Genomic DNA, 23,650 nt, shown 5'->3' with positions numbered 1-23,650 from the left:
TCCAGAGGTAAAAGGGTTAGAAATCCGCCAGTTCGGCAATCTGCTTGCCGGTGCGCTGCTCAAGGAAATCGAGCAGGCGGCGCGGCGTGACATTTAACACGCGATCTTCAGGAAAATCCACTTCGCGCGTGATGCGCAGGCAGTGCTCAAAATTCCCCAGCGTAAAGGCGGTATGGGAATCGGAACCAAAGGCGAGCTTGCCGCCCGCGTCGCGCACCGCTTCGGCAATGGCGCGGCAGTTCGGCTCGCTGCCGGGGCGCGAGGTAGTAAACGAGGAGTTGTTGATCTCCAGCGCCACGTTGTAGTGCGCCGCCGCCTCGGCGATGGCGCGGATATCCACCGGGAATTTCGGGTTGCCCGGGTGGCTGATAATATGCGCCACGCCGTTCGCCATGGTGGCGATCATCGCATCGGTGTGATGGCTCTTGTCACGCGGCGCGTAAACCGGCTCGTGAAATCCAGCGATAATCAGATCCAGTGAATCGAGCATCGGGCCGGAGCAGTCAATCTCGCCCTGCTGGTTTTTAATATTCGCCTCGATACCGCGCAGAATGCCGACGCCGTCAATGACGCGCGGCCAGATTTTCATATTAACGAAGTGCCAGTAGTGCGGCGCGTCGGCCATATCGGGGCCGTGATCGGTGATGGCGAACAGCCGGATGCCGTTGTTTTTCGCCTGCGCGACGTAGTCATGCAGGGTACTGTAGGCATGGGTGCTGGCGACGGTGTGCATGTGTAAATCAACAGGGTACATCATCTTCTCCTTCACGCCGCCCGACCGGGCGGGAAATAAGTTAACCGGAATAATCAGTAGCCGCGCTGGCGATCGACGCAGCCCGACGGCTGGCCGCCCGCCTCAATGGCGCCGATGGCGCGCGTAATGGCGTCCATCGCCTCATCCGTCAGCGTTAATGCCGCAATATGCGGGGTAACGGTGACGCGCGGATGACGCCACAGCGGGTTATCCTGCGGCAGCGGCTCCTGCTGGAACACATCCAGCGCGGCGGCGCGCAGCTGCCCGCTCTCCAGTGCCGCCAGCAGATCCCTCTCCACCACCTGCGCGCCGCGCGCCATATTCAGGAAACAGGCGTGCTGCGGCAGCTGGCCCAGCGTATCGGCGTTAAACAGGTTGAGGGTTTCCGCCGTGGTGGGCAGCAAATTGATAATCACCTGCGCACCGCGCAGAAAGTCATTGAGCGTCTCGCGTCCGGCAAAGCTCTCTACGCCTGCGATCTGCTTTGGCGAACGGCTCCAGACGCGCAGCGGGAAGCCCCAGGGCTTAAGGGCCTCGATGACGCTTAATCCCAGCACACCCGCGCCGAGCACGCCGACGCTGAACGCCTCGCGCGCTACCGGCGGCAGGGGTTGCCACTGCGCCTGCTGCTGCTGTCGACGGTAGTCGTCGAAGCGACGGAACCAGCCGAGCACGCAGCACACCGCATACTCCTGCATCTGCCGCGCCATGCCGCTATCCTCCAGCCGTACCAGCGGCACCGACTGCGGCAGCATGTCAGGGTAGCGCGCCAGCTGAGCGAGAATGTCATCCACGCCTGCACCCATCGCAAACACGCCGCGCAGCCCCTGCCGCGCCGCCAGCAGCTCGCGCGGCGGCTGACGCACAATGGCATAGTCAGCGGGCGCGTCGTCGCCCGGCTGCCAGCGCCGTACGCGCGCCTGCGGCAGACGCCGCCGCATGCCTTCCAGCCAGACCTCGCCGTCCTGAGACGGGTGATACCAGATAATATCCATTTTACCCCTCTTTTTTTTGCCCTCAGCCTCCGGTAAAAGCGGCGTCAGGGCAAGCAAAAACCGCCTTTTGTCCGTCTGACGCTCTCCTGGGCTGCTTCACATTTCCACAGCGTCGCCGCGCCAGGTTGTGAGATTACGACTAAAGTTAGTCGAGTGGTCAATGCGTTACGCGCGGCCGCCTTTCGGACAAGGAGAAAAACCGATGAAAAAAACTGTCGTAACCGCGCCTCTCGGGCGTCAGGGAGTCGCGCCAGTGGTGCTGACTCTGCTGCTGGGTTTGCCTGCGCTGGCAGCGCACGCAGACGATAACTCACGTATGCTCAGCAGCCAGCCGCAGCCACCGGATGTGCGGCTTGGCCCGTTGTTTAACGCGGTGCAGCAGGCTCAGTTCTACCCCGATCAGAAAACGTTCGCCGACGCGGTGCCAAAGTTCGACCCTGCGTCAATTCTGGCGGACTGGCAGATGCAGAAAAATCAGCGCAATTTCGATCTTAAGCGTTTCGTCGCCAGCAACTTTACTCTGCCCGCCGCTGGTGAAAAGTATGTGCCACCTGCCGGACAGAGCCTGCGCGCGCATATCGACGGCCTCTGGCCGGTGCTGACGCGTACCGCTAAAAGCGCCGGGCGCTATGATTCGCTGCTGCCGCTGCCGAAGCCTTACGTCGTGCCGGGCGGCCGCTTCCGCGAGGTTTATTACTGGGACAGCTATTTCACCATGCTCGGTCTGGCGGAGAGCGGCCACTGGGATCGCGTGCAGGATATGATTGATAACTTCGCGTGGGAACTGGATACCTACGGCCATATTCCCAACGGCAACCGCAGCTACTATCTCAGCCGCTCCCAGCCGCCGTTCTTCAGCCTGATGGTTGACCTGCTGGCGACGCACGAGGGCGACGCGGCCTACAGCAAATACCTGCCGCAGCTGCAGAAAGAGTATGACTACTGGATGGCGGACAGCGACAGCGTCGCCGCCGGACAGGCGAGCAAGCGCGTGATTAAACTGACGGACGGCACCCTGCTCAACCGCTACTGGGATTCGCGCGACGCGCCGCGTACCGAATCCTGGCTGGATGACGTCAATACCGCGAAGAAAGCGCCGCAGCGCGATAAAGGCGAGCTGTACCGCGATCTGCGCGCCGGTGCGGCTTCCGGCTGGGACTTCAGCTCACGCTGGTTCAGCGACGCGCATAATATCGCCTCGATTCGCACCACTCAGCTGGCGCCGGTCGATCTTAACAGCCTGATGTTCCATCTGGAGCAGACGCTCGCCAAAGCGTACCGGCTCGACAAGCAGCAGGATAAGGCGAAACACTATGCCGACCTGGCGGAAAAGCGTCAGGCGGCGGTGAATCGCTATCTGTGGGATGACAAACAGGGCTGGTACGCCGACTACAATATCAAAACGCGCCAGGTCAGCCCGCAGCTGACCGCTGCGACGCTCTTCCCGCTCTATATGCAGCTGGCCAGCGACAAGCAGGCCGATCGCACCGCCTCGGCGGTAGAGAAGCAGCTGCTGAAAGCGGGCGGGCTGCTCACCACCACGGTAAATAACGGCCAGCAGTGGGATGCGCCTAACGGCTGGGCGCCGCTGCAGTGGGTCGCGGTGGAAGGTCTGGAGCACTACAACAAGCCGCAGCTGGCGCAGCAGGTCGGCCTGCGCTTCCTGCAGAACGTGCAGACCACCTATGACAAAGAGCAGAAGCTGGTCGAGAAGTATGTGGTAGACGGGCCGAACCTCGGCGGCGGCGGCGGCGGCGAATATCCGCTGCAGGACGGCTTCGGCTGGACCAACGGCGTTACGCTGATGCTGCTCGACAAGTACTGCCCGAAAGATAAAACCTGCAACAGCGTGAAGGATATCCCGCAGGCCACCACGGCGGCGAAATAACCCGCTCAGGCGAAGGGCGCTCCGGCGCTCTTCCCTTTCCCTTTACACCCTGCTCTCATTTAACAAACCCTGAAATTAAGGCGGCTAACCTGACCGATCGTCCTATTTTGGTGCGGGAGGCTATTGCTGCTGGGGAGGAAAGCGCTTGCTGCGGGGACTGGCGGGAAAGGTTTTCTGGCAGAAAAAGTAAAACGGGACGACTACGTCGTCCCGTTGCAGTTCTTACGCTACGCGTGTCAGCTACGGACTTTACGGTAGATAAACAGCACGACAATGGCGCCGATTACCGCAACCACAAAGCTGCCGAAGTTAAAGCCGTCTACTCTGCCGAAGCCGAACAGGGTACTGATCCAGCCGCCGACTACCGCACCAATGATCCCCAGGATCACCGTTACAATAAAACCGCCGCCATCGCGACCCGGCATGATCCATTTAGCGAGAATACCGGCGATTAAACCAAAGATGATCCATGAAATGATACCCATCGACTACTCCTTCCTTTTTGTTTAGGTTGTGACCGCCTGATTAATCAGGAGAATTACAAAAGTAAGTATAGACAGGAAATTCTCATCTGCAGCAAAAACCGATGCAAAAAATTGACTTAAAAACCTAAAGCTTCGCCAGGGGACGCCGATAACGGTCAGAGAATAAAGGATTAACGAACCGCAACTTTACCCTCTTTTGGAGCCAGTAAGTGAAAGAAGCCGATAAAGAACAGTATCTCAAACGTGGCACGCTGGCGGTTTTAGGCGTGATGAAAGATTTACTACGTTTTCAGACGCCCTTGATGGTCACTTTTTCACGCGGTCAGTTTATCAGCCGTATGCTGGACGCCGACCAGGAACGCATTATCTTCGATCTTGGCAGCAATAATCTCGACAACGAATATATCCTTTCCAGCCACGACGTCAGCATCTCTGCTGAAACCCATGGTGCCAGGGTGGAGTTCAGCCTGGCCGGGCTGGAGAAAACGCTTTTTGAAGGCCTTCCCGCCTTTAGCGCACCGCTGCCTGAGCTGCTGTGGCAAATTCAGCGCCGGGAGTTTTTCCGCATCTCCGCCCCGCTGGAGCCGACCTTTTACTGCCACAGCGAGTGGCCCAACGGCAAAAAGGTGCGTTTTCGCCTGCAGGATCTCTCGCTGGGCGGCATCGGCGTGCTGGTGGACGAGGCGCTGCCGGATGGGCTGAACAGCGGCGACAAGTTTAAAAATCTGCGGGTTGAGCTGGGCGAATATGGTCAGTTCGAGGTGGGCGCGCAGCTGCTGCATATCGGTGAGCGCAGCGTGGTGAGCAGCAAAAACGAAACGCGCGTAACGCCGCGTCTCAGCTTCCGCTTTACCGCGATAGAGCCGCTGCAGGAGCGTCAGCTGCAGCAGGTAATATTCGCCCTTGAGCGCCTGGCGCGCGATAAAGCGAATCGATTTCAGTAATTATTCAGTGATTTGCGCTGCCCCCAGGCGCATCCAGGCTATGCTTCTCCTTGCTCTCTTTTTTAAATCGCCTCCGGGCAAGGAGAAACGTCCCCATGGAAAAATGGCTCTCATCTGGCTTTTTTCAACGTCTTTTTCTAAATGAAACGTTCTGGATCAACAGCGCTATCGTGGTAGCGGGAACGCTGGTGATCTACTGGCTGTTGCGCAGCGCTATCCGTTTTATCTCCAGTCGCATCGCGCGCTACAGCGAAGATCGCCACGTGCGCCTCACCTCGATTCTGGTGGAGATCCTGCGCAGCACCAGCCAGCTGCTGCTGCTGATTTTTTCGCTGCTGATCGCCCTGCGCTTTATCGACGTGCCTCCCAGCTGGAACGCGTTTATTTCCCATGGCTGGTTCCTGGCGTTCGCCGTTCAGCTCGCCATGTGGATCGACTGCGGCATCCGTCTGTGGCTGCATAATCTGCTGCGCGATCCGCTGCACGTCCGTAATCCGGTGACCACGGTAATCCTCGGCATTCTGCTGCGCGTGGTGGTCTGGGTAATGATGCTGCTCGCTATTCTGTCGAATATGGGCATCAATATTACCGCGCTGGTGGCGAGTCTCGGCGTGGGCGGTATCGCCATCGCGCTGGCGATCCAGACGGTGCTGAGCGACGTCTTCGCCTCGCTGGCGATTGGCTTTGACAAGCCTTTCGAGCATGGCGATTTTATCGTGTTCGGCGATATCGCTGGCTCTATCGAGCATATCGGCCTGAAGACCACCCGCCTGCGCAGCCTGAGCGGCGAGCAGATCGTCTGTTCGAATACCATTCTGTTGCAGCAGACGATCCATAACTACAAGCGCATGCAGCAGCGACGCATCCTGTTTCGTTTCGGGCTGAGCTACGGCACGCCTTCCGCGCAGGTGCGAGAAGTCAGCGATCTGGTGAAGTCGATTATTCAGGGCATTGAGCTGACCCGCTTCGACCGCGCCCATTTTTTCGCTTTTGAGGATTCAAAGCTGACCTTCGAAGTGGTCTATTTCGTGCTCGACGCCGACTACAACAAATATATGGATATTCAGCAGGAGATTAACCTGCAGCTGATGGCGGCGCTGGAGCAGCGCGATATCCGCTTCGCCTTCCCGATCCGTCAGGTAGAGTTCAGCGGCGGCCGGATACCGCCAGTGGAGATGCTGCGCGCCGAGAACGACGAGCAGGAAGCGCGCCGGGCCTGATAGACCAACACCGCGCGGATACCAAAAGGGAAAGGACGTTTCAGCCGAAGAGCAAAGCGTCGTGGGCCAGGGACGGCCCGCGCCGAGGCGCAGGGATGCGTTATGCGGTCTTTGCGATCGGCCGAAACGTCCGTGACCCGGCAGCTGCCTCTGCAGCGGCGCCTCCTCTTTTACACGCCCTGTCTCCCTGGCTAACATTCACGCCGGCTGAAACCGGCAGCGCGCCACCGCCTCAACCCAGCCCTGGTAATTCTCCCGCATCGTCTGCGCCAGTTCGGTACGCGGCTCTACGCGCGTGCCACCCTGCAGCGCCTGCATTTCGCTGCCCTGCTGCCACCATCCCAGCACCTTGCCCGCCAGCAGCGCCGCGCCGAGCGCCGAGACCTCCGCCGTCGGCGCGCGCAGCAGCGGGCGTTGCAGCACATCCGCCTGCAGCTGCATCAGCCAGTCGTTGGCGGTCGCGCTGCCGTCTACGCAGAGCGCCGACAGCCGCTGGCCGCTCGCCTGCTCCATAGCGAAAAAAACGTCGGCGATCTGAAAAACGATCGACTCCAGCGCTACGCGCGCCAGCACCGCGGGCGTGGCGGCGTCGGTCAGGCCGCATACCATACCGCGCGCCCGAAGATCCCACCAGGGCGCGCCCAGCCCGGAAAGCGCCGGCACAAAATAGATGCCCTGATTGTGATCCGTGGTTTGCGCCAGCGCGGTCAGCTCGCGCGGGTCCTGAATGCCGAGCATTTTGCCCAGCCAGGCCGCGCCGGAGCCGGTATGGGTGATATTGCCTTCGAAGGCGAAGCGCAGCGCGCCGTCGTGCCAGGCCACGGTCGTGCTGAGCCCGTTGTCGGTCAGCAGCGGCGACGCCATCGACATCATCAGAGAGGAGCCGGTGCCGTAGGTCGCTTTTACGACCTCCTCGTCGCCGCGGCGCTGTGCCTGCAGCGCCGCATGGGAGTCGCCGATGCGCGACAGGATCGGCGTGCCCGGCGCCAGACCGGGTATCGCGCTAATCACTACCGCGCCCTGCTCGCTGGCCGACGGCACAATGGTCGGGAGCGCGGCGCGCGGTAGCTGGAACAGCCGCAGCAGCTCATCGTCCCAGTCATTGCTGTGCAGGCTGTAGAGCTGGGTGCGCGCAGCATTGGCGTGATCGGTGACGAAGATTTCTCCCGCGCTCAGCTGCCAGCTAAGCCAGCTGTCAACCGTACCGATGCAAAGCTCGCCCGCCGCCGCGCGCGCCGCGCCGTCCGGGATTGCCGCCAGCATGCCGGTGAGCTTGGCCGCCGGAAACATCGGATCCACCACCAGGCCGGTCAATCCGGTGATGCGCGTGGCGTTGCCCGCGGCGCGCAGGTCGCGGCAGAACGCCTCCGAGCGGCGATCCTGCCAGCTCACCAGCGGCGTCAGTGGTTTGCCGTCGCGCCGCTGCCAGATCAGCACCGACTCGCGCTGATTGCTGATCGCCACCGCCGCGACGGGCGCGCCGCCGCACTGCGCCAGACAGTCGGTCACTGCCTGCTGCACCGCCTGCCAGACAGCCAGCGCGTCCTGCTCCGCCAGCCCCGGCTGCGGATGCGACAGCGTTAGCGGCTGGCTGCCGCGCGCGACCACGCGGCCCAGGCGATTAACGGCGATCGCTTTGGCATTGGTGGTGCCTTCGTCAATCGCCAGAATAAGGGCGTCATCCATGGTCAGGCTCCCGCGCAAATGCGCACTGCACTGTTAACGACGCTCGCGGCATCGATGCCGTGATGCGCCCGCGTTGAGGCGCGATCGCCCGCAATAGCGTACTGGCCGTCAGGAATGCCCAGGCGCAGCAGCGGAATAGCGCAGCCACCTTCCGCCAGCACTTCAGCCACCAGGCTGCCGACGCCGCCGTTGACGTTGTGCTCTTCCACGCTGATGGCGGCTGGATAGTGATTTAACAGGTTGCGCAGCTGTTGGGTATCACAAGGTCTGATGGATGGAACGCTGATCACACCCGCCGAGATCCCTTTTTCAGCCAGCAGTTCCGCCGCGCGAACAATCTCATGCACCGTCGACCCCATCGCCACCAGCGCGATATCCTTGCCTTCGCGCAGCTGATCGATCCTGCCCGGTTCGAAGCGGTAGCTTTCATCATGCAGCTGCGGCAGATCTTTGCCGTCGAGACGGATATAGACCGGACCGACATGTTCGATGGCGTAGTCGATTATCTGGCGGCACTCCAGCGGGCAGGAGGGCGCGTAGATTTCGATATTGCCGAAGCCGCGCATCACCGCGATATCGTCGATGCTGTGGTGCGTGCTGGCGAGCGGGCCGTAGCTGGCGCCGGCGTTCAGACCGAACAGCTTGACGTTGGTGTTGTTGTAGCAGACGTCCACCTTAACCTGCTCGTTGGCGCGCGAAACCAGGAACGGCGCGGCATTGCAGGTTACGGCGATCTTGCCGCCCAGCGCCAGACCGGCAGCAGTGCCCACCAGCGTCTGTTCAGCGATGCCGACGTTAACCAGCCGATCGGGAAAAGCTTTGATAAAAGGCGAAATTTTTGCGGTGGAGGTGGAGTCCGCCACCACCGGCACCAGATCCACACCGCGATTCACCGCGTCGATAAAGGCGGTTACCATTACGCTGGCTAAATGTTGTGCATTACTCATCTTTCAGTTCCTCCAGTGCCAGTTCGATCTCTTCGCCTTTCGGCACGCGGTGGTGCCACTCCGCCTTGCTCTGAATAAAGGAGACGCCATAGCCTTTTTCGGTGTGCGCCACGATGACCTGCGGCTTGCCGTTCTGCGGCAGACTTTCAATGGTGTTGACCACCTCCGCCATGTCGTTGCCGTTGCACTCCGTCACCTCCAGCCCAAAAGCGCGCCATTTTTCCGGCAGCGGATCGGTATTCATAATGTCGCGCGTGGCGCCCGCCAGCTGCAGCTTGTTCTTGTCGTTGATGATGATCAGGTTGTCGAGGCCGTAATGAGCCGCCACCAGCGCTGCTTCCCAGTTGCTGCCCTCCGCCAGCTCGCCATCGCCGGTTACCACGAAGATGCGCCGTTTGCTGCCATCTTTTTTCGCCGCCAGCGCCAGACCCACCGCGACCGGCAGTCCGTGGCCGAGCGCACCGGTATTCAGCTCCACGCCCGGGGTTTTCTGCCGCACCGGATGGCCCGGCAGGTGCGAATCCGAGTGCTGATAGGTCGGCAGCCAGTCGACGGGAAAATAGCCCGCCTCCGCCAGCACGCAGTAGTAACCGCCGACGGCATGACCTTTTGACTGGATATAGATATCGCGCTGTGGATCTTCGACGCGATCCGGCGCGCAGTTAAGAATGCGGAAGTAGAGCGCGGTCAGAATATCAGCCTGCGACAGATCCGCGCCGGTATGGCCGCCCGCCGGGCTGCCCGCGTTAAGCTGAATAATGCGGCGGCGCACGGCGCGCGCTTTACGCTGCAGTTCGTCGACCGGAAGCTTGAAAGGATTCATGTGTCACCTCTGAATTAAAAATCACATCCGAATATATATTCGTAACGGGTAAAAAAAGGGGGTGCAGCAAAGGAACCCGCCTGCACCGCCACCGATTAACTTTTCGCTTCGCCGCCCTCCTCGATCAGCGCCTTCTGCGCCACCACCGCCGCTTTCTGCTGCATGCGGTTTTGCATCTGGTCGATGATGACGGCGATGATGATAACGATGCCTTTGATCACCATCTGCCAGAATTCGCTGACGCCCATCATGATCAGGCCATCGGCGAGAAAGCCGATCACAAACGCGCCGACCAGCGTGCCGAGAATGGTGCCGCGTCCGCCCGCCAGCGAGGTGCCGCCCAGCACCACCGCCGCAATAGCGTTCATCTCAAACGAGGTGCCGTTAGCCGGGTGGCTGGCGACCAGCTGCGACGACACCACGATGCCCGCTATCGCCGCACAGAAGCCGGAGAGCGTATAGACCCAGATTTTCACCTGCTTCACTTTGACGCCGGAAAGCTCCGCGGCGCGTTCGTTATCGCCGATGGCGTAGACCTGGCGACCGAAGGGCAGACGACGGGCGATATAGGCGATTACCAGCGCCAGCACGATCATCATCCAGATGGCGTAGGGCAGACCGAGCAGCGATCCGGCGCCGATGCGGTCGAAGCCGGTATTGCCGAGCAGCGGGTTGCCCTGTAAGCCGGGAAAGGTTTCGCCGCCCGAGGTCAGCATTGCCGCGCCGCGCAGGATATACATGGTGCCCAGCGTGCAGATAAAGGGAGCGACGTTATAGCGGGTAATAATCCAGCCGTTCGCCGCGCCGATCAGGCCGCCCACCAGCAGCACCAGCGGCACTATCACCCAGACGCTGGGAAAGATGGCGATGCCGAACATCGGCAGAACGATCCCTTTGGTAATCAGCCAGCCGGCGATCATGCCGCACAGCCCAAGCGTCGCGCCGATGGAGAGATCGATACCGGCGGTAATAATGACGAAGGTGATGCCCAGCGCCAGAAAGGCGTTGATCGCGATATGCTTCACCATAATTACCAGGCTGCCGAGCGCGAGAAAATCCGGTACGGTAATCGCGAAGAAGCCGACAATTAAAAACAGCGCGATAAAGGTGCGCAGCTTCAGCAGCAGCAGAATAATGCTCTCGCGCGAGTTGAACGCTTTCGCCGGTTGTCCTGCCATCGTCATAGCGTTATTGCCTTTCATGCTCAGAACCCCTGTGCGCTTGCTTTTACCAGCGCTGACTCTTCCGCGTCGCCGCGCGGAATATCAGCCGTAAGTTTGCCGCCCGACATCACCAGGATGCGATCGGCCACCGCCATGATCTCTTTCAAATCGGAGGTGGAGAACAGCACCGCGATGCCCTGCTCCGACAGCCGCACCATCATGCGGAACACCTCCGCCTTGGCGCCGACGTCGATGCCGCGGCTCGGCTCGTCCAGCAGCAGCAGACGCGGATTAGTCAGCAGCGAGCGTCCGATAACCACCTTCTGCTGATTGCCGCCGCTTAGGGCGCTGATGGCCACCTCCGGCGAAGAGATTTTGATCGCCAGGTTGCCGACGGTGCTGGTCACTGCAGCCTGCTCCTCCTGTTGGGCGATGGCGAAGCGATGCGACAGCCGACGCCACAGGCTGGCGATGGTGAGATTGCTCGCCACCGACGACACCGGAAAAATGCCGGCGCGCTTGCGATCTTCCGGCACCAGGCTCATGCCCATACGGATGCGCTCGGCGGGCGGCAGGCGCGTCGGCACCGGCTTGCTGTCGAGCCAGATTTTGCCGAGATAGTTGCGTTCGCTGCCGAGCAAACACTCGAACAGCTCGGTGCGCCCCGCGCCCATCAGCCCGTAGATGCCGACGATCTCCCCGGCGCGCACGTTAAAGGTGACGTCATCCACCAGCGTGTTGCCGTTGGGGCTGACGCAGGTAATGTGCTCCGCCTCCAGCACCGCTGCGCCAAAGGTGCGCTGGTCCGGCAGAAAGTTGCTCATCGGCTCGCTGCCGAGCATTTCGCGCACGATCCAGGGCACGTCAATATCGCTGACCTGCGCTTCCGCCTGAAAGCGGCCGTCGCGCAGGATGGTGATGACGTCGCCGATCGCCATCAGCTCTTCAAGGCGATGGGAGATATAGATAATGGAGACGCCCTGACGCGTCAGCTCGCGGATGACGCGGAACAGGATCTCTACTTCGGTTTTGCTGAGCGCCGAAGTGGGCTCGTCGAGGATCAGGATATCGGCGTCTTCCGCCAGCGCCTTCGCGATCTCCACCAGCTGCTGCTGCCCGACCTTGAGATTGCCGACGTGCTCTCTGGGCGAAATCGGCTGATCAAGGCGCGCCATCAGCGCGGCGGCGCGGCGCTCCTGCTCCGCTTCGTTAATGGGGCGGATGCCCCTTTGCAGCTCGCGGCCAAGAAAAATGTTCTCCGCCACTGACAGGTTCTCAAACAGGTTCAGCTCCTGGTGCACCATGCCGATGCCGAGCTTCGCGGCGGCGCGCGTGCTGCTCAGCACCACCTTTTCGCCGTTAAGAAAGAGTTCGCCGCTGGTAGGCTGCTGCACCCCCGCCAGAATTTTCATCAGGGTCGATTTGCCCGCGCCGTTTTCCCCGATAATCACGTTGACCTTGCCGCGCCAGACGCGATAGTCGACGCGATCCAGCGCCAGCGTACCGGGAAACAGCATGGTGATATGGTTTGCCTGCAGGATGATATCGTCGCTCATGGTGTCGCTCCCGGCTTCAGCTCTACCGCCATCACGTCGTTGACCACGCCGTGGCCCATCTCTACGGCCAGCAGCGCCTGCGCCGGTTTGCCTACCCAGCTGGCGTCCACCTTCGGCAGCTGCTGCACCGCGTGGCGGTTAAGCGCCCGGGTCAGCTGCGCGTACTGCACCTGATTGGTGAACTCCTCGAAGCGGAAACCCGCGGCATCGCGCAGCGCGTTGCTGCGGATAACCGGCCCGAGGCTCACTGTTACCGGCTTGCCGTTCAGCGTCAGGGTCAGGGTGCGCTCGCGGCTGTTGCTGTCGTCTACCGCCGTGACCGTACCGCTGGCGCGCACAAAGACGCTTTCACTGCCGCCCGCCTTCACCGTTCCGCTTTTGGTTTCCATATCCGCCCAGCTCATGGCGTGCTGCCGGGCGGTGTCGAGCACCCGACTCTGCCAGCTCGCCTCCGCGATCTGCTGCGGCGTCTGATTGCTGTAGCTCGGTTTCGCATGCGGATCTTTCGGCATGATCGGATTGCCGCTGGCGTCGAGATCCACCACGGTACAGCCGCTTACTGCTATCGCCAGGATGACGGCCAGCGTCGCTCTCGTCCGTTTCATGCCGCCTCCGGTTACTTCGCCAGGTTAAAGTTTTTCAGCTTCGACGCGTTGCTGTCGTCAATCAGCACGCAGTCCATCAGCTGCTTCTCTTCTTTCTGCGCTTTGCCGTTTTTCAGGTAGTAGTCCGCCTGCTCTACCGCCATCTGCGCCTGCGCCCAGCCCGGCTGCAGCACCGTAGCCTTGATGTTGCCTTTGTTAATAATGGAGTCGCGGGTGTAGTCGCTGCCGTCGAAGCCCACCACGATAACGTTGGTTTTACCCGCCGCTTTCAGCGCTGCCTCTGCGCCCAGCGCCATGGTATCGTTGCCGGAGATCACGCCGACGATGTTCGGGTTCTTCTGCAGAATGGTTTCCATGCGGCTGAACGCCTCGGTCTGGCTCCAGTTAGCGCTCTGCTGCGCCACCATCTTCATGTCGCTGTAGTCATCCAGCACGTCGTGATAGCCCTGCGAACGTACGCCGGCGTTGGTGTCGGACTCCTTGCCCAGCAGTTCGACGTAGCTGCCTTTGCCGTTCAGCAGTTTGGCGAACTTCTCTGCGCCGAGCTGCGCGCCCTGATAGTTGTTGGAGACAATCTGCGCCACGGCGATGCCGGTTTTGTTGATTTCGCGGTCGATAAGAAAGGTAGGAATGCCTGCATCTTTGGCTTTCTGCACCGGGCCGACGGTGGCGTCCGCCCCGGCGTTATCAAGGATAATCGCCTTCGCCTTGCGCGCGATGGCGGTTTCGATCAGCTGGTTCTGCTTGTTAACGTCATCGTCGTGCGACGCCACCAGGGTGGTGTAGCCGAGCGCTTTCGCTTTTTCCTGCGCGCCGTCCGCCTCTGCTTTAAAGAAGGGGTTGTCGTGAGAAGGGGTAATGATCGCCAGCAGGCCTTTATCAGCGGCGAGCGCGGCGGTCGAAAGCGCCATCAGTGAAGCCAGTAGGGTAATTTTGACGAGAGGTACGTTCATCGTTTATTCTCCGCTTGAATAAATATTCAATTGCGATTTTATATGCAATATGACTATGCACCCGCCTCTGCCGGGCGCGCAACCCTGAATGTTTAAAAAGCGAAAAAGATCACAAAATGTCCTGCGTTGTGATTTCTCGCATCCTGGTTAACAATACCAGGCCGAAACAGAGAGGAAGGATGAATGGCGAAACAGGATGAGCAACGGCTGATGGTGAAGATTGCCACGCTTTACTACAGCGAAGGGATGAAGCAGTCAGATATCGCGCAGATGCTGAAATTGTCGCAGTCTTTTGTCTCGCGCATTCTCAACCGCAGCGTGAAGGAAGGCGTGGTGAAAATCAGCGTCGTGCCGCCCGCAAATATCTTTCCGGCGCTGGAGAAGGCGATCGAACAGACCTACGGGCTGCCGCAGGCGATTGTGGTGGACGTGCCGGAAAACGCCTCGCAGCAGCAGATCAAGCAGGCGATCGGTTCGGCGGCGGCGCACTATCTGGAGACGCGGCTGCGCGCCGACGAGCTGATTGGCATCTCCTCCTGGAGCGGCACCATTCGTGCCATGGTGGATGCGCTGCACCCATTTAACGCCGCCTGTAAAGGGGTGATCCAGCTGCTGGGCGGCGTCGGCGCTAACGGCAACGTGCAGGCGACCATTCTGACCCAGAACCTGGCGGCGCTGCTTAACTGCCCCTCCTGGCTGCTGCCTTCGCAGTCGATCGAGCACTCGGTGCAGGATCGTCAGCGGCTGGCGGCGAATCCTGACGTCGCGGAGGTGCTGGAGAAGTTCGATCAGGTGGATCTGGCTATTGTCGGCATCGGCGATCTGGAGCCGTCGGCGCTGCTGCGCAACTCCGGCAACTATTATGATGAGGAGATGCTGCGCACCCTGGCGCAGCGCGGCGCGGTGGGCGATATCTGCCTGCACTACTTCGACGCGCAGGGCGAACCGGTGCTGAGCGCGGAGGAGGATCCGGTGATAGGCATGGAGCTGGCGCAGGTGCGCAAATGTCCGCAGGTGGTCGCGCTGGCGGGCAGCAAGGAAAAAGCGCACGCCATTCGCGGCGCGCTGCGCGGCGGCTACGTTAACGTCTTGATTGTGGATTACCCCACCGCGCGGCTGCTGGTGGAGTAAAGCCTTAAATAGTGCGGTACGCCGTGGTGACTTTCCACAGGTAACGCGGCGCCTGCGCAGCGGGATGCTTGTTCTGGACGTGCTGGTAGAACTCGTCCGGCGACATAGCGTTAATCATGGCGATAGCCCGGTCGCGGTCGCGGGAGAAGGTGCGCAGCAGCGCGCCTGCGCCGTTGGCGTACGAGACGATAGTGGCGTAGCGCAGCGTCAGCGGATTGCGGATGCCGGAGAGCGCCGACTGCTGCAGGATGCGGATATAGGCGGTGCCGATATCGATATTTTTCGCCGGATCGCGCAGTTCAGCATTAGAGGGCTGGCCGCGACGTCCCTGCACGCGATAGACCTCCCTGCCCGCCGTCGAGGCTTTGATCTGCATCAGGCCCACCGCGTTGGAGCGGCTGACGACGCCGGGATTGCCACCCGATTCGACAGTAATAATGGCGCTGATCAGCTTCTCATCAACGCCATAATGACTGGCGGCATCTTCGGTGAACATCGACCAGGCCGCATTGATATTCGAGGGCGGCGCCTGGGTTAACGGCGTGTTTGGCTGCCTGACGACATGTTTTGACGGTTCGCTGGCGCAGCCGGTCAGCAGCAACGCAGAAAGGGCAAGATATCGAAATTTCACCAATTTTTCATCCTGATGCAATAGGGTCGGAGGCTATCATACCTGGCGCGCGCCGCAGCAAAATTACCGTTTATCCTAATTGCGTAAAAAACCGTGTCGCGCAGTGACTTCCGTCGCGCTTTTCGTCATCATCGGCCAGATAGTTACCCGCTAACTGCAGGAATAGTCTTATGATTTCGCGTTCTTTTCATCTCGTTTCGCCCTCCGGATATTGTCATAACCAGCCTGCCGCATGGCGCGGCGTCGACCGCCTGCGTGCGGCGGGCCATCAGGTCAATAATCTTGAGACGATCGGCCGCCGCTTTCAGCGTTTCGCCGGTACCGACGCCGAACGTCTTGCCGAATTCAACCAGCTGGCGCAGCTTGAGACATTGCCTGACATCGTGCTGGCGGTACGCGGCGGCTACGGCGCCAGCCGCCTGCTGGCGCATATCGATTACGTCGCGCTGCAGCGCCGTCTGCTTAATCAGCCGCTGGCGCTGTGCGGCCACAGCGATTTTACCGTCCTGCAGCTGGCGCTGCTGGCGCAGACCGGTCTCGTCAGCTTCAGCGCGCCGATGCTGGCGGGTAACTTCGGCGCGGAGGTTTTATCTGAATTTACGCTGGCTCACTTCTGGCAGGCGCTGACTTCGCCTACAGTCAATGTTGGCTGGCGCAGCGAGACGCCGGACAGCGGTGAATGGCAGGGCACGCTGTGGGGCGGCAATCTGGCGATGATCTGCTCGCTGATCGGCACCCCGTGGCTGCCGCAGTTCGACGACGGCATTCTGGTGATCGAGGATGTGAATGAGCATCCGTTCCGCGTCGAGCGCATGCTGATCCAGCTGCAGCAGAGCGGCATCCTGGCGCGGCAGCGCGCCATTATTACCGGCAGCTTTACCAGCACCGCGATGAGCGACTATGACAACGGTTTTGATTACGCCAGCGTCTGGCAGTACCTGCGCGACGTGACCGGCCTGCCGGTAATCAGCGATCTGGCCTTTGGCCACGATGCGGATACCGTGACGCTGCCGATCGGCGCGCGCGCGCAGCTGCGCGTGGCGAACCATCAGGCTGAACTACAGGCCACTGGCCATCCCGTTTTACCCGAGCATTAAGCCGTTCTCAGGGAGATCGCCATTGAAGCCGCTGTACGACGATTTGTGGATCTCCACGCCGGAATTTCCGGGGGAAGAGACTGTTGATGATTTAATGATGCACGGCTTTATGCTGCGTCATCCGCGCGGCAATCTGCTGATTGGCCGCGTGGAGCATCCGCTCGATCATGAAGTGCTGGCCGACGAAGGCGGCGTGATTCGCCACTATCTGACTCACTGGCACGAAGCCGCACCCGGTGCCATCGCCATCCAGCAGCGCTTTAACAGCGCGCTTTACTGCCACAGCCGCTCTATCGGCCCCGTCAGCCGGGTGCTGGAGCCGGATGACACCTTTACCCAGCAGGAGACGCACTTCGGCGACTTCCATCTGCTGCCGACGCCGGGCCATACGCCAGGCAGCAGCAGCTTTCTTTACGCCTCGCCGCTGGGCCGCACCTACCTGTTCGTCGGCGCTACCCTGACGCGCGACCACCATCGCTGGGTTACTCTTCTCGCCCCGGACAGCAATCCGCACGAGCTGCAGCAGTCGCTGGAGTTCTACCGCACGCTGCGGCCCGATGTGGTGTTGATGAGTACCACGCGCGGCCACCTCTCGTGGGTCGAAGTCACGCTGCAGAGCTGGCTGGCGGCGATTGACGAGGCGGAACAGCAGCCGCTGGATATGCGCCAGCAGCCGCTGTTTTGATTACAGCGTTTTGCTCAGATAGTGACGCTGATGATGGCGCGGGTAGTTATCCAGGCTGAAACGCAGCGTATAGCCTGACTTTTCATAAAAGGGGCGCGCCTGGAAGCTGGCGGTATCGACCTGCGCATAGCAGCAGCCGCGCCGACGCGCCTCCTCTTCCGCCGCGTTGAGCAGCCTGCTGCCGACACCCTGCCCGCGCAGCGCCTCACTGACCCACAGCATATCGATGCGCAGCCAGTTGCCGGTGGTAGAGCCGGTCAGCCCCGCCAGCTTTTTGCCATGCTCGTCCGTGACGAAAACGCCGATGGACTTCAATTCGTCGATATTGATAAAACGGCTGTTAAAACTATTCAGACCGAGGCGCACCTCATCCAGATCCTGATGCGTGACCGCATCCGTAACGTTCAGTTGCATAGACTCTCCGGCTAAAGCGGGTTAAGAGTGCGGATGGTCGCGATCGTCATAAGGCTCCAGCGACAGCTGATCGACATCGCGCGTTTCACTGCGGCTACAGGGTATCAGCCGGTCGCTGTCGTGGTAAACGAAGAAGGTCTCTTCGCTCGCGTTGTTGACGATCAGCTGGTCGCCGTTGCGGAAGCGGGTAATGGAAACGTTGTCGCCGCTCTCTAAGCGGGTGCGCTGCTGACCAGCGGCAATCTGAAAGTGGTGCTGCGGCCAGGTTAAGGTGCTCAGGCCATATTCGGCGCGGGAGATGGTCATTGTGGGGCGACCGGGACAGGTGATCTGGAACTGGGTTTCGCTCCACGCGGGCGCAATGTAACAGCTCAGCAAGCCGAGGGTGAAAAGAGTGGCTTTCATTTTCAGGCTCCGTCGAAGTTATGCTCTGATTTGGTTATCTTTTTTCAGAGTAACACACCAGACGGACGGGAAAAGCGGAACGACCCGCATGGGGCGGGCCGAATTGTGACAAAAGCTGTCGTTAGTTCCCGACCTGCGACATATCTTTAATGGTGTCGCGATTAATTTGCTGCTCTTTACCGTAGACATCTTTGTAGGTGATCATACCGGTGTCGTCATCCACCTTCGGCTTGCCCTGCGTCACAATGGTACGGCCGTCGTTGGTATGCAGAATATGGTCATTAGCGCAGCCGGCCAGCAGCAGGCTCAGGCTCAGCGCACCAGTCAGCATCAGCGTTTTTTTCATATATCCTCCCTTGCTGGTTTCGCTTTAGGTTTAGCACAGCATAACGAAAGCGAAACCAGGATAAGGTTTAAAACGTATTGATTCCTAAAGGAGATTCTATGAACCGGGAAGATGCCCTGTTCCAGCGGCTGGCACAGTCGCCGTTTCGCCGCCGCTTCCACCTGGGCGTAAAAGAGCGCGACTACTGTCTGGCGAAAGGACCGGAGGTTATTGACAGGCACGCGGCGGGTTTTGTCGCACAGCGCCTGGCGCAGGCGGAGCCGAAGAACGACGGCAAACAGACGCCGATGCGTGGTCATCCGGTGTTTATCGCTCAGCACGCTACGGCGACCTGCTGTCGTGGCTGTCTGGCGAAGTGGCACAGCATCGCTGCCCATCAACCGCTGACCAGCGAGCAGCAGGCGTGGATTGTCGGCGTGATCCACCGCTGGCTGGTAAAGGAAATGAATTCGTAGAAGCCCGGCGCCGCATCATGCAACCCCGGGCTGAAGTTTATTCCGCCGCAACCTCGGCGGCGACCAGCATTAACGCCAGCGAGGCGTTTTCCTCGTCGTATCCCTGCATAACATCGCGGATCGCAGCAACGCAGGAGACTACCTGCTGCTTCTTTTCCGCTTCAAGCCTCTCGATCGCATGACGAATAATCATTAGACTGGCTTCTTCTTCTTTCATTAAATTTCCCTTAAATCGCCCAACTGGTGCGCAAAGATGGCAAGAATACCTTTAATATGCTACTCAAGTCACCCTCTGGCACGTTTAAAGCTTAACTATTAATCAAAGTGCAAATTGGATGCCGCGCCAGACCTGCTATGATCACAATAGCCGGGACGCAACGCATCAAACATCAGCGCCACGGGATTCCCAGGGATTGAAGCAGGTACAGGATATGTTGCGACTCACCTTTTGCATTTTTATTACGCTACTTGCTGGCTGTGCCTCCGGCCCGAAAGGGGTGGATTGCCCCGGCGAGGTCAGCACCATTTACGGCCAGCCGCTGGGACAGACGCGGGCAACAATTTTTGACCTCGTCAACGCCTTCACCATCAGCCGCGATGGCGTCAAAGTGCAGAGTGGGACACTGCAATCGCTGGATCGTTTCAAATATGTCCCCTCCGCCGTCACGCCTGAAGGCTACTACGCGCAGCGGCTGTCGGATAAGCAGTTCCGCCTGATTAATCCGCACGAAGACACCATGATTACCTGGACGTGCCCTTAGACGTGCGTCCTGCGGCCAGATAGTCTATTGTCATGGCTTGTCAGGCTGCAGGCTCATCTCTTATGGAAAAGCGACTGGATAATAACGGCTATATTGATTTCCCCTTCCCCGCCACGCGCAATGAGGATGGTTCAGTGAACCCCTGCGGCATCGATCTTACGCTGCAAACGGAGCGTATTGATGAGATTGCGGTGCTGGCGCAGTCGGCGAATCTTCGTCGTCTGCTGGAGGAGGTCAATCTGCAGGACGGGCTGTTTATGACGCTGGCCTGCGACTGGCAGCAGCGCGCCGACGCGGTGTGCGGCTTTATCGATTTCGCCTTTCGCCCTGAACTGCCTGTCACCCAGGAAGAGACCCTGACGCTTGATAACGCTTTCGAACGCTATCTGCGCGAGCAGGCGACGCAGCATCGTATGGAGCCGGACGCCTTACTTAATTATGCACGCTGCGTACTGGACTGGGGCTGGTCACCGCTGCGCCAGCGCGCGCGGGAATATGAGAAGGTGACGGTGATGTACTACTGCCAGCAGCGCGACGAGGCGGAGTGGTGCTTTGATCATCTGCGGCATTTTCTGGTGAGCTGGTATCCAGCCAGTCGCCCTAGGCTGCTGGCGCAGCAGGCATAGCCATCAGCGCCGACGCAAACGGCGCTTTCCTGACCTCCAGACACGGCTATTTATGCTTGCCCGCTCCTGGCCCCTGGCTTTTTCACGGCTTAACCAGACGAATCGCGTGCTCCAGCATACGCTGCTCATCGCGCTCGCTGTGCGAACGATGCTGACGTGCGCGTTTCAGCAGATCTGAAATATCGTCCCGCCGCGTCTCCCGGCCCGATTCGGCCAGCACGACCACTGCATCGCCAATCACGCGACACACTTCATCGTAGTCATCTTCATTTAATACGTCGCGCTTCATTGCTCCTCCTGTTTCACCCTGTCGGCCGCCGTAAATGAGTATCCAGAAACAGTAGTCAGGATTGACGCAGCCTGCAAACCAGACGTCTGCAGGAAGGCACAGGGGGCTTAGCTGGCAAAAGCGGTGAAATACCTGACTGGAGACGGCGGAGAGTGATTATCTGGTTTGTACCAGAGGCGAAGCTATACGGGATGCCAGCGAAGTGTGCCACGACTGTTAGCGCTTAACGTCTATGTAGCAAACCAGTCATGGCTGGATAATGGTCAGAAACTCCTTTTTCTTTCTGGTCGCCCATTCTGGCTTGATTGACAGCATTAAGTAGAATTGTTTCCGGAAATATGTCTCCCTGAACCTCCCGGCTGGATAGCTCGTTGAAGCTGCATAATGTGAAGCTAAAGCACGCACACCACAATCAGCGAACCAGTAAAGTATTTCATCTTCGCTAAAGGTAATCTTACGCTCTGTTTCCATGCCCCGTTCACTGATAACGAAATGGTATTCTTTTCCGTTAATTTCCAGCCAGGGAGTCGCGAGGCCATCTGGTTTGTCAGGGATAATAAAATAATGATTCGGTCTGATACCCCCGCCGAGACGCTCGCCTATAACAAGAAGCGCTAATCTCAACTCTTCAATACTTTTCATGACATCCTGTTCAACTTGTATATTAACCACGCATTCCAGACGTTTTCCGCATCAATATCCGAATAGCCACGGGTTCTTACCATCTCTGCTGCAATTTCATCTGGTAACTGAATAACGGTAGCATTATCACGTATCGTCTCAACTTCATCACGGGTCAATTCATGTCCGGTTTCCTTCTCTTTCGATTCAAGCAATGCAATCAATGCTGGGATAAATATTATAGCCATTTCCTTTCAGCCTTTATCTGTCATGAATTTCAGCTAATCTGCCACAGAAGCACAATGTACTATGTGCTAAATAGCCAGTTGTATAGACGGAATGTGTTGATATCTGCTTCCTTCCCCTGGCAACTGGCGCATTAAACAAAGCCTGAGCCAGGAGTTTTTTTCAGCTGCAGCTTTTATTCTCCACGGTTAGCTCCTGTTCCGCCCTGCCAGTCGACTGCATGTTCAATACTCTTTTAATAACCAGCCTGAAAATGTTCGTTTTCGGGGATCTAAGTTAATCACGACCAAACCAGAGGATATGCCTGCTATCCAAAAGCAAGGCGTTACAGCCGGGCGCAGGAATCCAGGCTGATGTCAGCTGTTTGTCCTGAACAGAAGTCACTTAGCTGAAGCATCAATCTGAATACCCGCCGCGATCAAACACCCTTTCAGCACGCCGAACGCATCCTGACACTGCCGTTCATTCACGCAGGCGTAACCGAGCAGCAGCCCGCGTGAGCTCTGCGGATGCATATAGTATTGCGACAGCGGCCGCACCTTAACGCCGCGCTTCAGCGCCTGAGCGGCAATAGCCACATCGTCGCAGCCAGATGGCAGATGCAGCACCAGATGTAATCCCGCGTCGTGGTTGACCGGCGACAGAAAGGACGGCCCCAGATAGCGCTCAATCAGTTTGCATAAAAACTGACGCCGCTGGCCATAAAGCAAACGCATGCGACGGATATGATCCATATAATGCCCCTGCCGTATAAACTCCCCCAGCGCTCGCTGGATCAGCAGATGACCGCCGCGATAAAGCTCAGCCGCCGCGATGCGCAACGGTTCGGCCAGCATTTTGGGCACCACTATGTAACCAATGCGCAGTGCCGGATAAAGCGTCTTGCTAAAGGTGCCCATATAGATCACCGGCGCATCCGCTTCCAGCCCCTGCAAGGAGGGATAAGGCTGGCCTGAGAAGCGAAACTCGCTGTCGTAATCATCTTCAATAATCCAGCTCTGATGACGCCTTGCCAGCGCTAAAAGCGCCTTTCGTCTTGCCAGGCTAAGGTGAACGCCCAACGGATACTGATGTGAAGGCGTCACAAATACCATCCTGGGCGGCAGCCCGGGCTTTGGCACAATCCCTTCGTTATCCACCGGCATCGCCCGGATTTTAAGTCCGTTTTTACGCAGCAGGTTGCGCGTGCCCCAGTACCCCGGCTCCTCCATCCAGACGAGATCGCCCGGGTCACAGAGCACGCAGGTGACCAGATCGACCGCCTGGTGCACGCCTTCGGTTATCAGGATTTGATCTGCATCCGCCTTGACCGAACGCGCCACACGCAGGTACTCCGCCAGCGCATGGCGGAGATCGGGACAGCCACCGCCGCTGCTGTAAATCAACCGATAGACATCGGGATCGCGATTCAGCTTTGCCTGAATCTGGCTAAAAAGCTTATGCGGAAACTCCGTGACGTCGGGCGCGCCGGGTACAAAGGCTCCCCACTGGTAGGGCGAGGCGGTGGCATGCCCTAACAGCATCGCGCCCCGTTTTGACAGGGTCGCCGGCAGCGGCGTGGAGGCAGGCTGTAGCAGATCGGTGGCGTGGCTTTGCAGACAGATTTCCGGCAGCGTCTCCGCAATCCAGGTGCCGCTGCCGGTGCGTGCCGTCACGTAGCCCTGCGCCATCAAACTTTCATAAACATGCAGTACGGTGTTGCGTGACACCCCAAGCTCACGGGCCATATCGCGCGTCGGCGGCAAGCGCCCGCCGCGTGGAAAAACGCCCTCAATGATTGCGGCCTGCATGCAGGTCAGCAGTCGCTGCTGCAGTGAGCCACTCGGTAAAAACTGCAATCGTGCTAATAAGTGATCGGCGTAAAGCAGCTGCAATTGGCTCCATCCCTCTCTCTGAAATTGGCTCTGGCAACTTACCTTCTCGC

28 protein-coding genes are annotated in these 23,650 nt (G+C 59.3%); 9 read left to right on the top strand and 19 right to left on the bottom strand.

Annotation, left to right across the window (positions count from 1 at the left end):
* Window positions 1-16: 16 nt before the first annotated feature.
* Together EKL29_RS02465 and ghrA are read right to left on the bottom strand one after the other, a co-directional pair.
* Window positions 17-754 carry a phosphatase gene (locus EKL29_RS02465; RefSeq protein ID WP_126688961.1) on the bottom strand — a complete coding sequence of 246 codons (738 nt, stop codon included), beginning with the start codon at window positions 752-754 and terminating at the stop codon, window positions 17-19.
* A 53-nt stretch (window positions 755-807) separates the two neighbouring features.
* A complete protein-coding gene (gene ghrA / locus EKL29_RS02460; RefSeq protein ID WP_126688773.1) occupies window positions 808-1,749 on the bottom strand; it encodes a glyoxylate/hydroxypyruvate reductase GhrA in 942 nt (313 codons plus the stop codon).
* Window positions 1,750-1,951: 202 nt separating this feature from the next.
* Between ghrA and treA the strand changes: the two genes are divergently transcribed.
* Window positions 1,952-3,637, top strand: a complete 1,686-nt coding sequence (treA, locus tag EKL29_RS02455; protein ID WP_120452229.1) for an alpha,alpha-trehalase TreA — start codon at window positions 1,952-1,954, stop codon at window positions 3,635-3,637.
* Window positions 3,638-3,873: 236 nt separating this feature from the next.
* On the opposite strand, the gene EKL29_RS02450 is transcribed toward treA, so the two are convergent.
* The gene (locus EKL29_RS02450; protein WP_120452227.1) at window positions 3,874-4,122 is read right to left on the bottom strand and encodes a GlsB/YeaQ/YmgE family stress response membrane protein; all 249 of its coding nucleotides are present in this window, start codon (window positions 4,120-4,122) and stop codon (window positions 3,874-3,876) included.
* A 209-nt stretch (window positions 4,123-4,331) separates the two neighbouring features.
* On the opposite strand from EKL29_RS02450, the gene EKL29_RS02445 reads away from it, so the two are divergent.
* Window positions 4,332-5,066 carry a flagellar brake protein gene (locus EKL29_RS02445; protein WP_120452225.1) on the top strand — a complete coding sequence of 245 codons (735 nt, stop codon included), beginning with the start codon at window positions 4,332-4,334 and terminating at the stop codon, window positions 5,064-5,066.
* Between the two features lie 95 nt (window positions 5,067-5,161).
* Window positions 5,162-6,286 carry a mechanosensitive ion channel family protein gene (locus EKL29_RS02440; RefSeq protein ID WP_126688772.1) on the top strand — a complete coding sequence of 375 codons (1,125 nt, stop codon included), beginning with the start codon at window positions 5,162-5,164 and terminating at the stop codon, window positions 6,284-6,286.
* Between the two features lie 198 nt (window positions 6,287-6,484).
* On the opposite strand, the gene EKL29_RS02435 is transcribed toward EKL29_RS02440, so the two are convergent.
* The 7 genes from EKL29_RS02435 to EKL29_RS02405 all read right to left on the bottom strand — a co-directional run bounded on the left by EKL29_RS02435 (window position 6,485) and on the right by EKL29_RS02405 (window position 14,019).
* Entirely contained in the window at window positions 6,485-7,972 is a 1,488-nt protein-coding gene (locus EKL29_RS02435; protein WP_126688771.1) for an FGGY family carbohydrate kinase, read from the bottom strand.
* A gap of 2 nt (window positions 7,973-7,974) precedes the next feature.
* Window positions 7,975-8,919: a transketolase family protein gene (locus EKL29_RS02430; protein WP_126688770.1), complete on the bottom strand. Its 945-nt coding sequence runs from the start codon at window positions 8,917-8,919 to the stop codon at window positions 7,975-7,977.
* Window positions 8,912-9,742 (bottom strand): transketolase, encoded by an 831-nt coding sequence (locus EKL29_RS02425; protein WP_120452218.1) that lies wholly within the window; start codon window positions 9,740-9,742, stop codon window positions 8,912-8,914. Before EKL29_RS02425 ends, EKL29_RS02430 begins: the two co-directional genes overlap by 8 nt.
* A gap of 95 nt (window positions 9,743-9,837) precedes the next feature.
* A complete protein-coding gene (locus tag EKL29_RS02420; RefSeq protein ID WP_120452216.1) occupies window positions 9,838-10,944 on the bottom strand; it encodes an ABC transporter permease in 1,107 nt (368 codons plus the stop codon).
* A gap of 2 nt (window positions 10,945-10,946) precedes the next feature.
* Window positions 10,947-12,461: a sugar ABC transporter ATP-binding protein gene (locus EKL29_RS02415; RefSeq protein WP_126688769.1), complete on the bottom strand. Its 1,515-nt coding sequence runs from the start codon at window positions 12,459-12,461 to the stop codon at window positions 10,947-10,949.
* Window positions 12,458-13,066: a DUF2291 family protein gene (locus EKL29_RS02410; RefSeq protein ID WP_126688768.1), complete on the bottom strand. Its 609-nt coding sequence runs from the start codon at window positions 13,064-13,066 to the stop codon at window positions 12,458-12,460. The genes EKL29_RS02415 and EKL29_RS02410 overlap by 4 nt, the downstream gene beginning before the upstream one ends.
* Window positions 13,067-13,077: 11 nt before the next feature.
* Window positions 13,078-14,019 carry a D-ribose ABC transporter substrate-binding protein gene (locus EKL29_RS02405; RefSeq protein ID WP_126688767.1) on the bottom strand — a complete coding sequence of 314 codons (942 nt, stop codon included), beginning with the start codon at window positions 14,017-14,019 and terminating at the stop codon, window positions 13,078-13,080.
* A 183-nt stretch (window positions 14,020-14,202) separates the two neighbouring features.
* On the opposite strand from EKL29_RS02405, the gene EKL29_RS02400 reads away from it, so the two are divergent.
* Window positions 14,203-15,150: a sugar-binding transcriptional regulator gene (locus tag EKL29_RS02400; protein WP_126688766.1), complete on the top strand. Its 948-nt coding sequence runs from the start codon at window positions 14,203-14,205 to the stop codon at window positions 15,148-15,150.
* Between the two features lie 4 nt (window positions 15,151-15,154).
* Here EKL29_RS02400 and emtA read toward each other — a convergent pair whose 3' ends face one another.
* Window positions 15,155-15,784 carry a membrane-bound lytic murein transglycosylase EmtA gene (gene emtA / locus EKL29_RS02395; protein WP_126688765.1) on the bottom strand — a complete coding sequence of 210 codons (630 nt, stop codon included), beginning with the start codon at window positions 15,782-15,784 and terminating at the stop codon, window positions 15,155-15,157.
* 167 nt (window positions 15,785-15,951) lie between these two features.
* On the opposite strand from emtA, the gene ldcA reads away from it, so the two are divergent.
* Window positions 15,952-16,878: a muramoyltetrapeptide carboxypeptidase gene (ldcA, locus tag EKL29_RS02390; protein ID WP_126688764.1), complete on the top strand. Its 927-nt coding sequence runs from the start codon at window positions 15,952-15,954 to the stop codon at window positions 16,876-16,878.
* A 22-nt stretch (window positions 16,879-16,900) separates the two neighbouring features.
* Window positions 16,901-17,563, top strand: a complete 663-nt coding sequence (locus EKL29_RS02385) for an MBL fold metallo-hydrolase (RefSeq protein ID WP_120452202.1) — start codon at window positions 16,901-16,903, stop codon at window positions 17,561-17,563.
* On the opposite strand, the gene EKL29_RS02380 is transcribed toward EKL29_RS02385, so the two are convergent.
* From EKL29_RS02380 to EKL29_RS02370, 3 genes are all read right to left on the bottom strand, one after another.
* Complete coding sequence (locus tag EKL29_RS02380) at window positions 17,564-17,977, bottom strand: GNAT family N-acetyltransferase (protein WP_126688763.1); 414 nt, start codon at window positions 17,975-17,977, stop codon at window positions 17,564-17,566.
* A 21-nt stretch (window positions 17,978-17,998) separates the two neighbouring features.
* Window positions 17,999-18,382, bottom strand: coding sequence for a hypothetical protein (locus EKL29_RS02375; RefSeq protein WP_126688762.1), 384 nt, complete (start codon window positions 18,380-18,382; stop codon window positions 17,999-18,001).
* Window positions 18,383-18,503: 121 nt separating this feature from the next.
* Entirely contained in the window at window positions 18,504-18,728 is a 225-nt protein-coding gene (locus EKL29_RS02370; RefSeq protein WP_126688761.1) for a YgdI/YgdR family lipoprotein, read from the bottom strand.
* 98 nt (window positions 18,729-18,826) lie between these two features.
* Here EKL29_RS02370 and EKL29_RS02365 point away from each other — a divergent pair, with 98 nt between their 5' ends.
* Window positions 18,827-19,183 carry a DUF4186 domain-containing protein gene (locus EKL29_RS02365; protein ID WP_126688760.1) on the top strand — a complete coding sequence of 119 codons (357 nt, stop codon included), beginning with the start codon at window positions 18,827-18,829 and terminating at the stop codon, window positions 19,181-19,183.
* 37 nt (window positions 19,184-19,220) lie between these two features.
* On the opposite strand, the gene EKL29_RS02360 is transcribed toward EKL29_RS02365, so the two are convergent.
* Window positions 19,221-19,400: a hypothetical protein gene (locus EKL29_RS02360; protein WP_126688759.1), complete on the bottom strand. Its 180-nt coding sequence runs from the start codon at window positions 19,398-19,400 to the stop codon at window positions 19,221-19,223.
* Window positions 19,401-19,614: 214 nt separating this feature from the next.
* On the opposite strand from EKL29_RS02360, the gene EKL29_RS02355 reads away from it, so the two are divergent.
* Entirely contained in the window at window positions 19,615-19,944 is a 330-nt protein-coding gene (locus tag EKL29_RS02355; protein WP_126688758.1) for a hypothetical protein, read from the top strand.
* Window positions 19,945-20,006: 62 nt separating this feature from the next.
* Window positions 20,007-20,570 (top strand): hypothetical protein, encoded by a 564-nt coding sequence (locus tag EKL29_RS02350; RefSeq protein ID WP_126688757.1) that lies wholly within the window; start codon window positions 20,007-20,009, stop codon window positions 20,568-20,570.
* Window positions 20,571-20,652: 82 nt separating this feature from the next.
* Here EKL29_RS02350 and EKL29_RS02345 read toward each other — a convergent pair whose 3' ends face one another.
* From EKL29_RS02345 to EKL29_RS02330, 4 genes are all read right to left on the bottom strand, one after another.
* Window positions 20,653-20,859: a DUF2767 family protein gene (locus tag EKL29_RS02345; protein WP_120452187.1), complete on the bottom strand. Its 207-nt coding sequence runs from the start codon at window positions 20,857-20,859 to the stop codon at window positions 20,653-20,655.
* Between the two features lie 246 nt (window positions 20,860-21,105).
* Entirely contained in the window at window positions 21,106-21,501 is a 396-nt protein-coding gene (locus tag EKL29_RS02340; protein ID WP_120452185.1) for an Imm63 family immunity protein, read from the bottom strand.
* The gene (locus tag EKL29_RS02335) at window positions 21,498-21,728 is read right to left on the bottom strand and encodes a hypothetical protein (RefSeq protein ID WP_120452183.1); all 231 of its coding nucleotides are present in this window, start codon (window positions 21,726-21,728) and stop codon (window positions 21,498-21,500) included. The genes EKL29_RS02340 and EKL29_RS02335 overlap by 4 nt, the downstream gene beginning before the upstream one ends.
* A 378-nt stretch (window positions 21,729-22,106) precedes the next feature.
* Window positions 22,107-23,600, bottom strand: a complete 1,494-nt coding sequence (locus tag EKL29_RS02330; protein ID WP_311778955.1) for a PLP-dependent aminotransferase family protein — start codon at window positions 23,598-23,600, stop codon at window positions 22,107-22,109.
* Between the last annotated feature and the right edge of the window lie 50 nt (window positions 23,601-23,650).

This window comes from Pantoea sp. YU22 (assembly GCF_003970755.1).
Taxonomy (GTDB): Bacteria; Pseudomonadota; Gammaproteobacteria; order Enterobacterales; family Enterobacteriaceae; genus Pantoea; species Pantoea piersonii.
The sequence above is the reverse complement of the archived record's forward strand: the minus strand, read 5'-3'. Positions and strand labels throughout refer to the sequence as shown.

Coding starts and splice junctions, on each gene's coding strand:
- EKL29_RS02465 (WP_126688961.1), bottom strand. CDS start 754: ATGTACCCTGTTGATTTACACATGCACACCGTCGCCAGCACCCATGCC.
- ghrA (WP_126688773.1), bottom strand. CDS start 1,749: ATGGATATTATCTGGTATCACCCGTCTCAGGACGGCGAGGTCTGGCTG.
- treA (WP_120452229.1), top strand. CDS start 1,952: ATGAAAAAAACTGTCGTAACCGCGCCTCTCGGGCGTCAGGGAGTCGCG.
- EKL29_RS02450 (WP_120452227.1), bottom strand. CDS start 4,122: ATGGGTATCATTTCATGGATCATCTTTGGTTTAATCGCCGGTATTCTC.
- EKL29_RS02440 (WP_126688772.1), top strand. CDS start 5,162: ATGGAAAAATGGCTCTCATCTGGCTTTTTTCAACGTCTTTTTCTAAAT.
- EKL29_RS02435 (WP_126688771.1), bottom strand. CDS start 7,972: ATGGATGACGCCCTTATTCTGGCGATTGACGAAGGCACCACCAATGCC.
- EKL29_RS02430 (WP_126688770.1), bottom strand. CDS start 8,919: ATGAGTAATGCACAACATTTAGCCAGCGTAATGGTAACCGCCTTTATC.
- EKL29_RS02425 (WP_120452218.1), bottom strand. CDS start 9,742: ATGAATCCTTTCAAGCTTCCGGTCGACGAACTGCAGCGTAAAGCGCGC.
- EKL29_RS02420 (WP_120452216.1), bottom strand. CDS start 10,944: ATGAAAGGCAATAACGCTATGACGATGGCAGGACAACCGGCGAAAGCG.
- EKL29_RS02415 (WP_126688769.1), bottom strand. CDS start 12,461: ATGAGCGACGATATCATCCTGCAGGCAAACCATATCACCATGCTGTTT.
- EKL29_RS02410 (WP_126688768.1), bottom strand. CDS start 13,066: ATGAAACGGACGAGAGCGACGCTGGCCGTCATCCTGGCGATAGCAGTA.
- EKL29_RS02405 (WP_126688767.1), bottom strand. CDS start 14,019: ATGAACGTACCTCTCGTCAAAATTACCCTACTGGCTTCACTGATGGCG.
- EKL29_RS02400 (WP_126688766.1), top strand. CDS start 14,203: ATGGCGAAACAGGATGAGCAACGGCTGATGGTGAAGATTGCCACGCTT.
- ldcA (WP_126688764.1), top strand. CDS start 15,952: ATGATTTCGCGTTCTTTTCATCTCGTTTCGCCCTCCGGATATTGTCAT.
- EKL29_RS02380 (WP_126688763.1), bottom strand. CDS start 17,977: ATGCAACTGAACGTTACGGATGCGGTCACGCATCAGGATCTGGATGAG.
- EKL29_RS02375 (WP_126688762.1), bottom strand. CDS start 18,382: ATGAAAGCCACTCTTTTCACCCTCGGCTTGCTGAGCTGTTACATTGCG.
- EKL29_RS02370 (WP_126688761.1), bottom strand. CDS start 18,728: ATGAAAAAAACGCTGATGCTGACTGGTGCGCTGAGCCTGAGCCTGCTG.
- EKL29_RS02365 (WP_126688760.1), top strand. CDS start 18,827: ATGAACCGGGAAGATGCCCTGTTCCAGCGGCTGGCACAGTCGCCGTTT.
- EKL29_RS02360 (WP_126688759.1), bottom strand. CDS start 19,400: ATGAAAGAAGAAGAAGCCAGTCTAATGATTATTCGTCATGCGATCGAG.
- EKL29_RS02355 (WP_126688758.1), top strand. CDS start 19,615: ATGTTGCGACTCACCTTTTGCATTTTTATTACGCTACTTGCTGGCTGT.
- EKL29_RS02350 (WP_126688757.1), top strand. CDS start 20,007: ATGGAAAAGCGACTGGATAATAACGGCTATATTGATTTCCCCTTCCCC.
- EKL29_RS02345 (WP_120452187.1), bottom strand. CDS start 20,859: ATGAAGCGCGACGTATTAAATGAAGATGACTACGATGAAGTGTGTCGC.
- EKL29_RS02340 (WP_120452185.1), bottom strand. CDS start 21,501: ATGAAAAGTATTGAAGAGTTGAGATTAGCGCTTCTTGTTATAGGCGAG.
- EKL29_RS02335 (WP_120452183.1), bottom strand. CDS start 21,728: ATGGCTATAATATTTATCCCAGCATTGATTGCATTGCTTGAATCGAAA.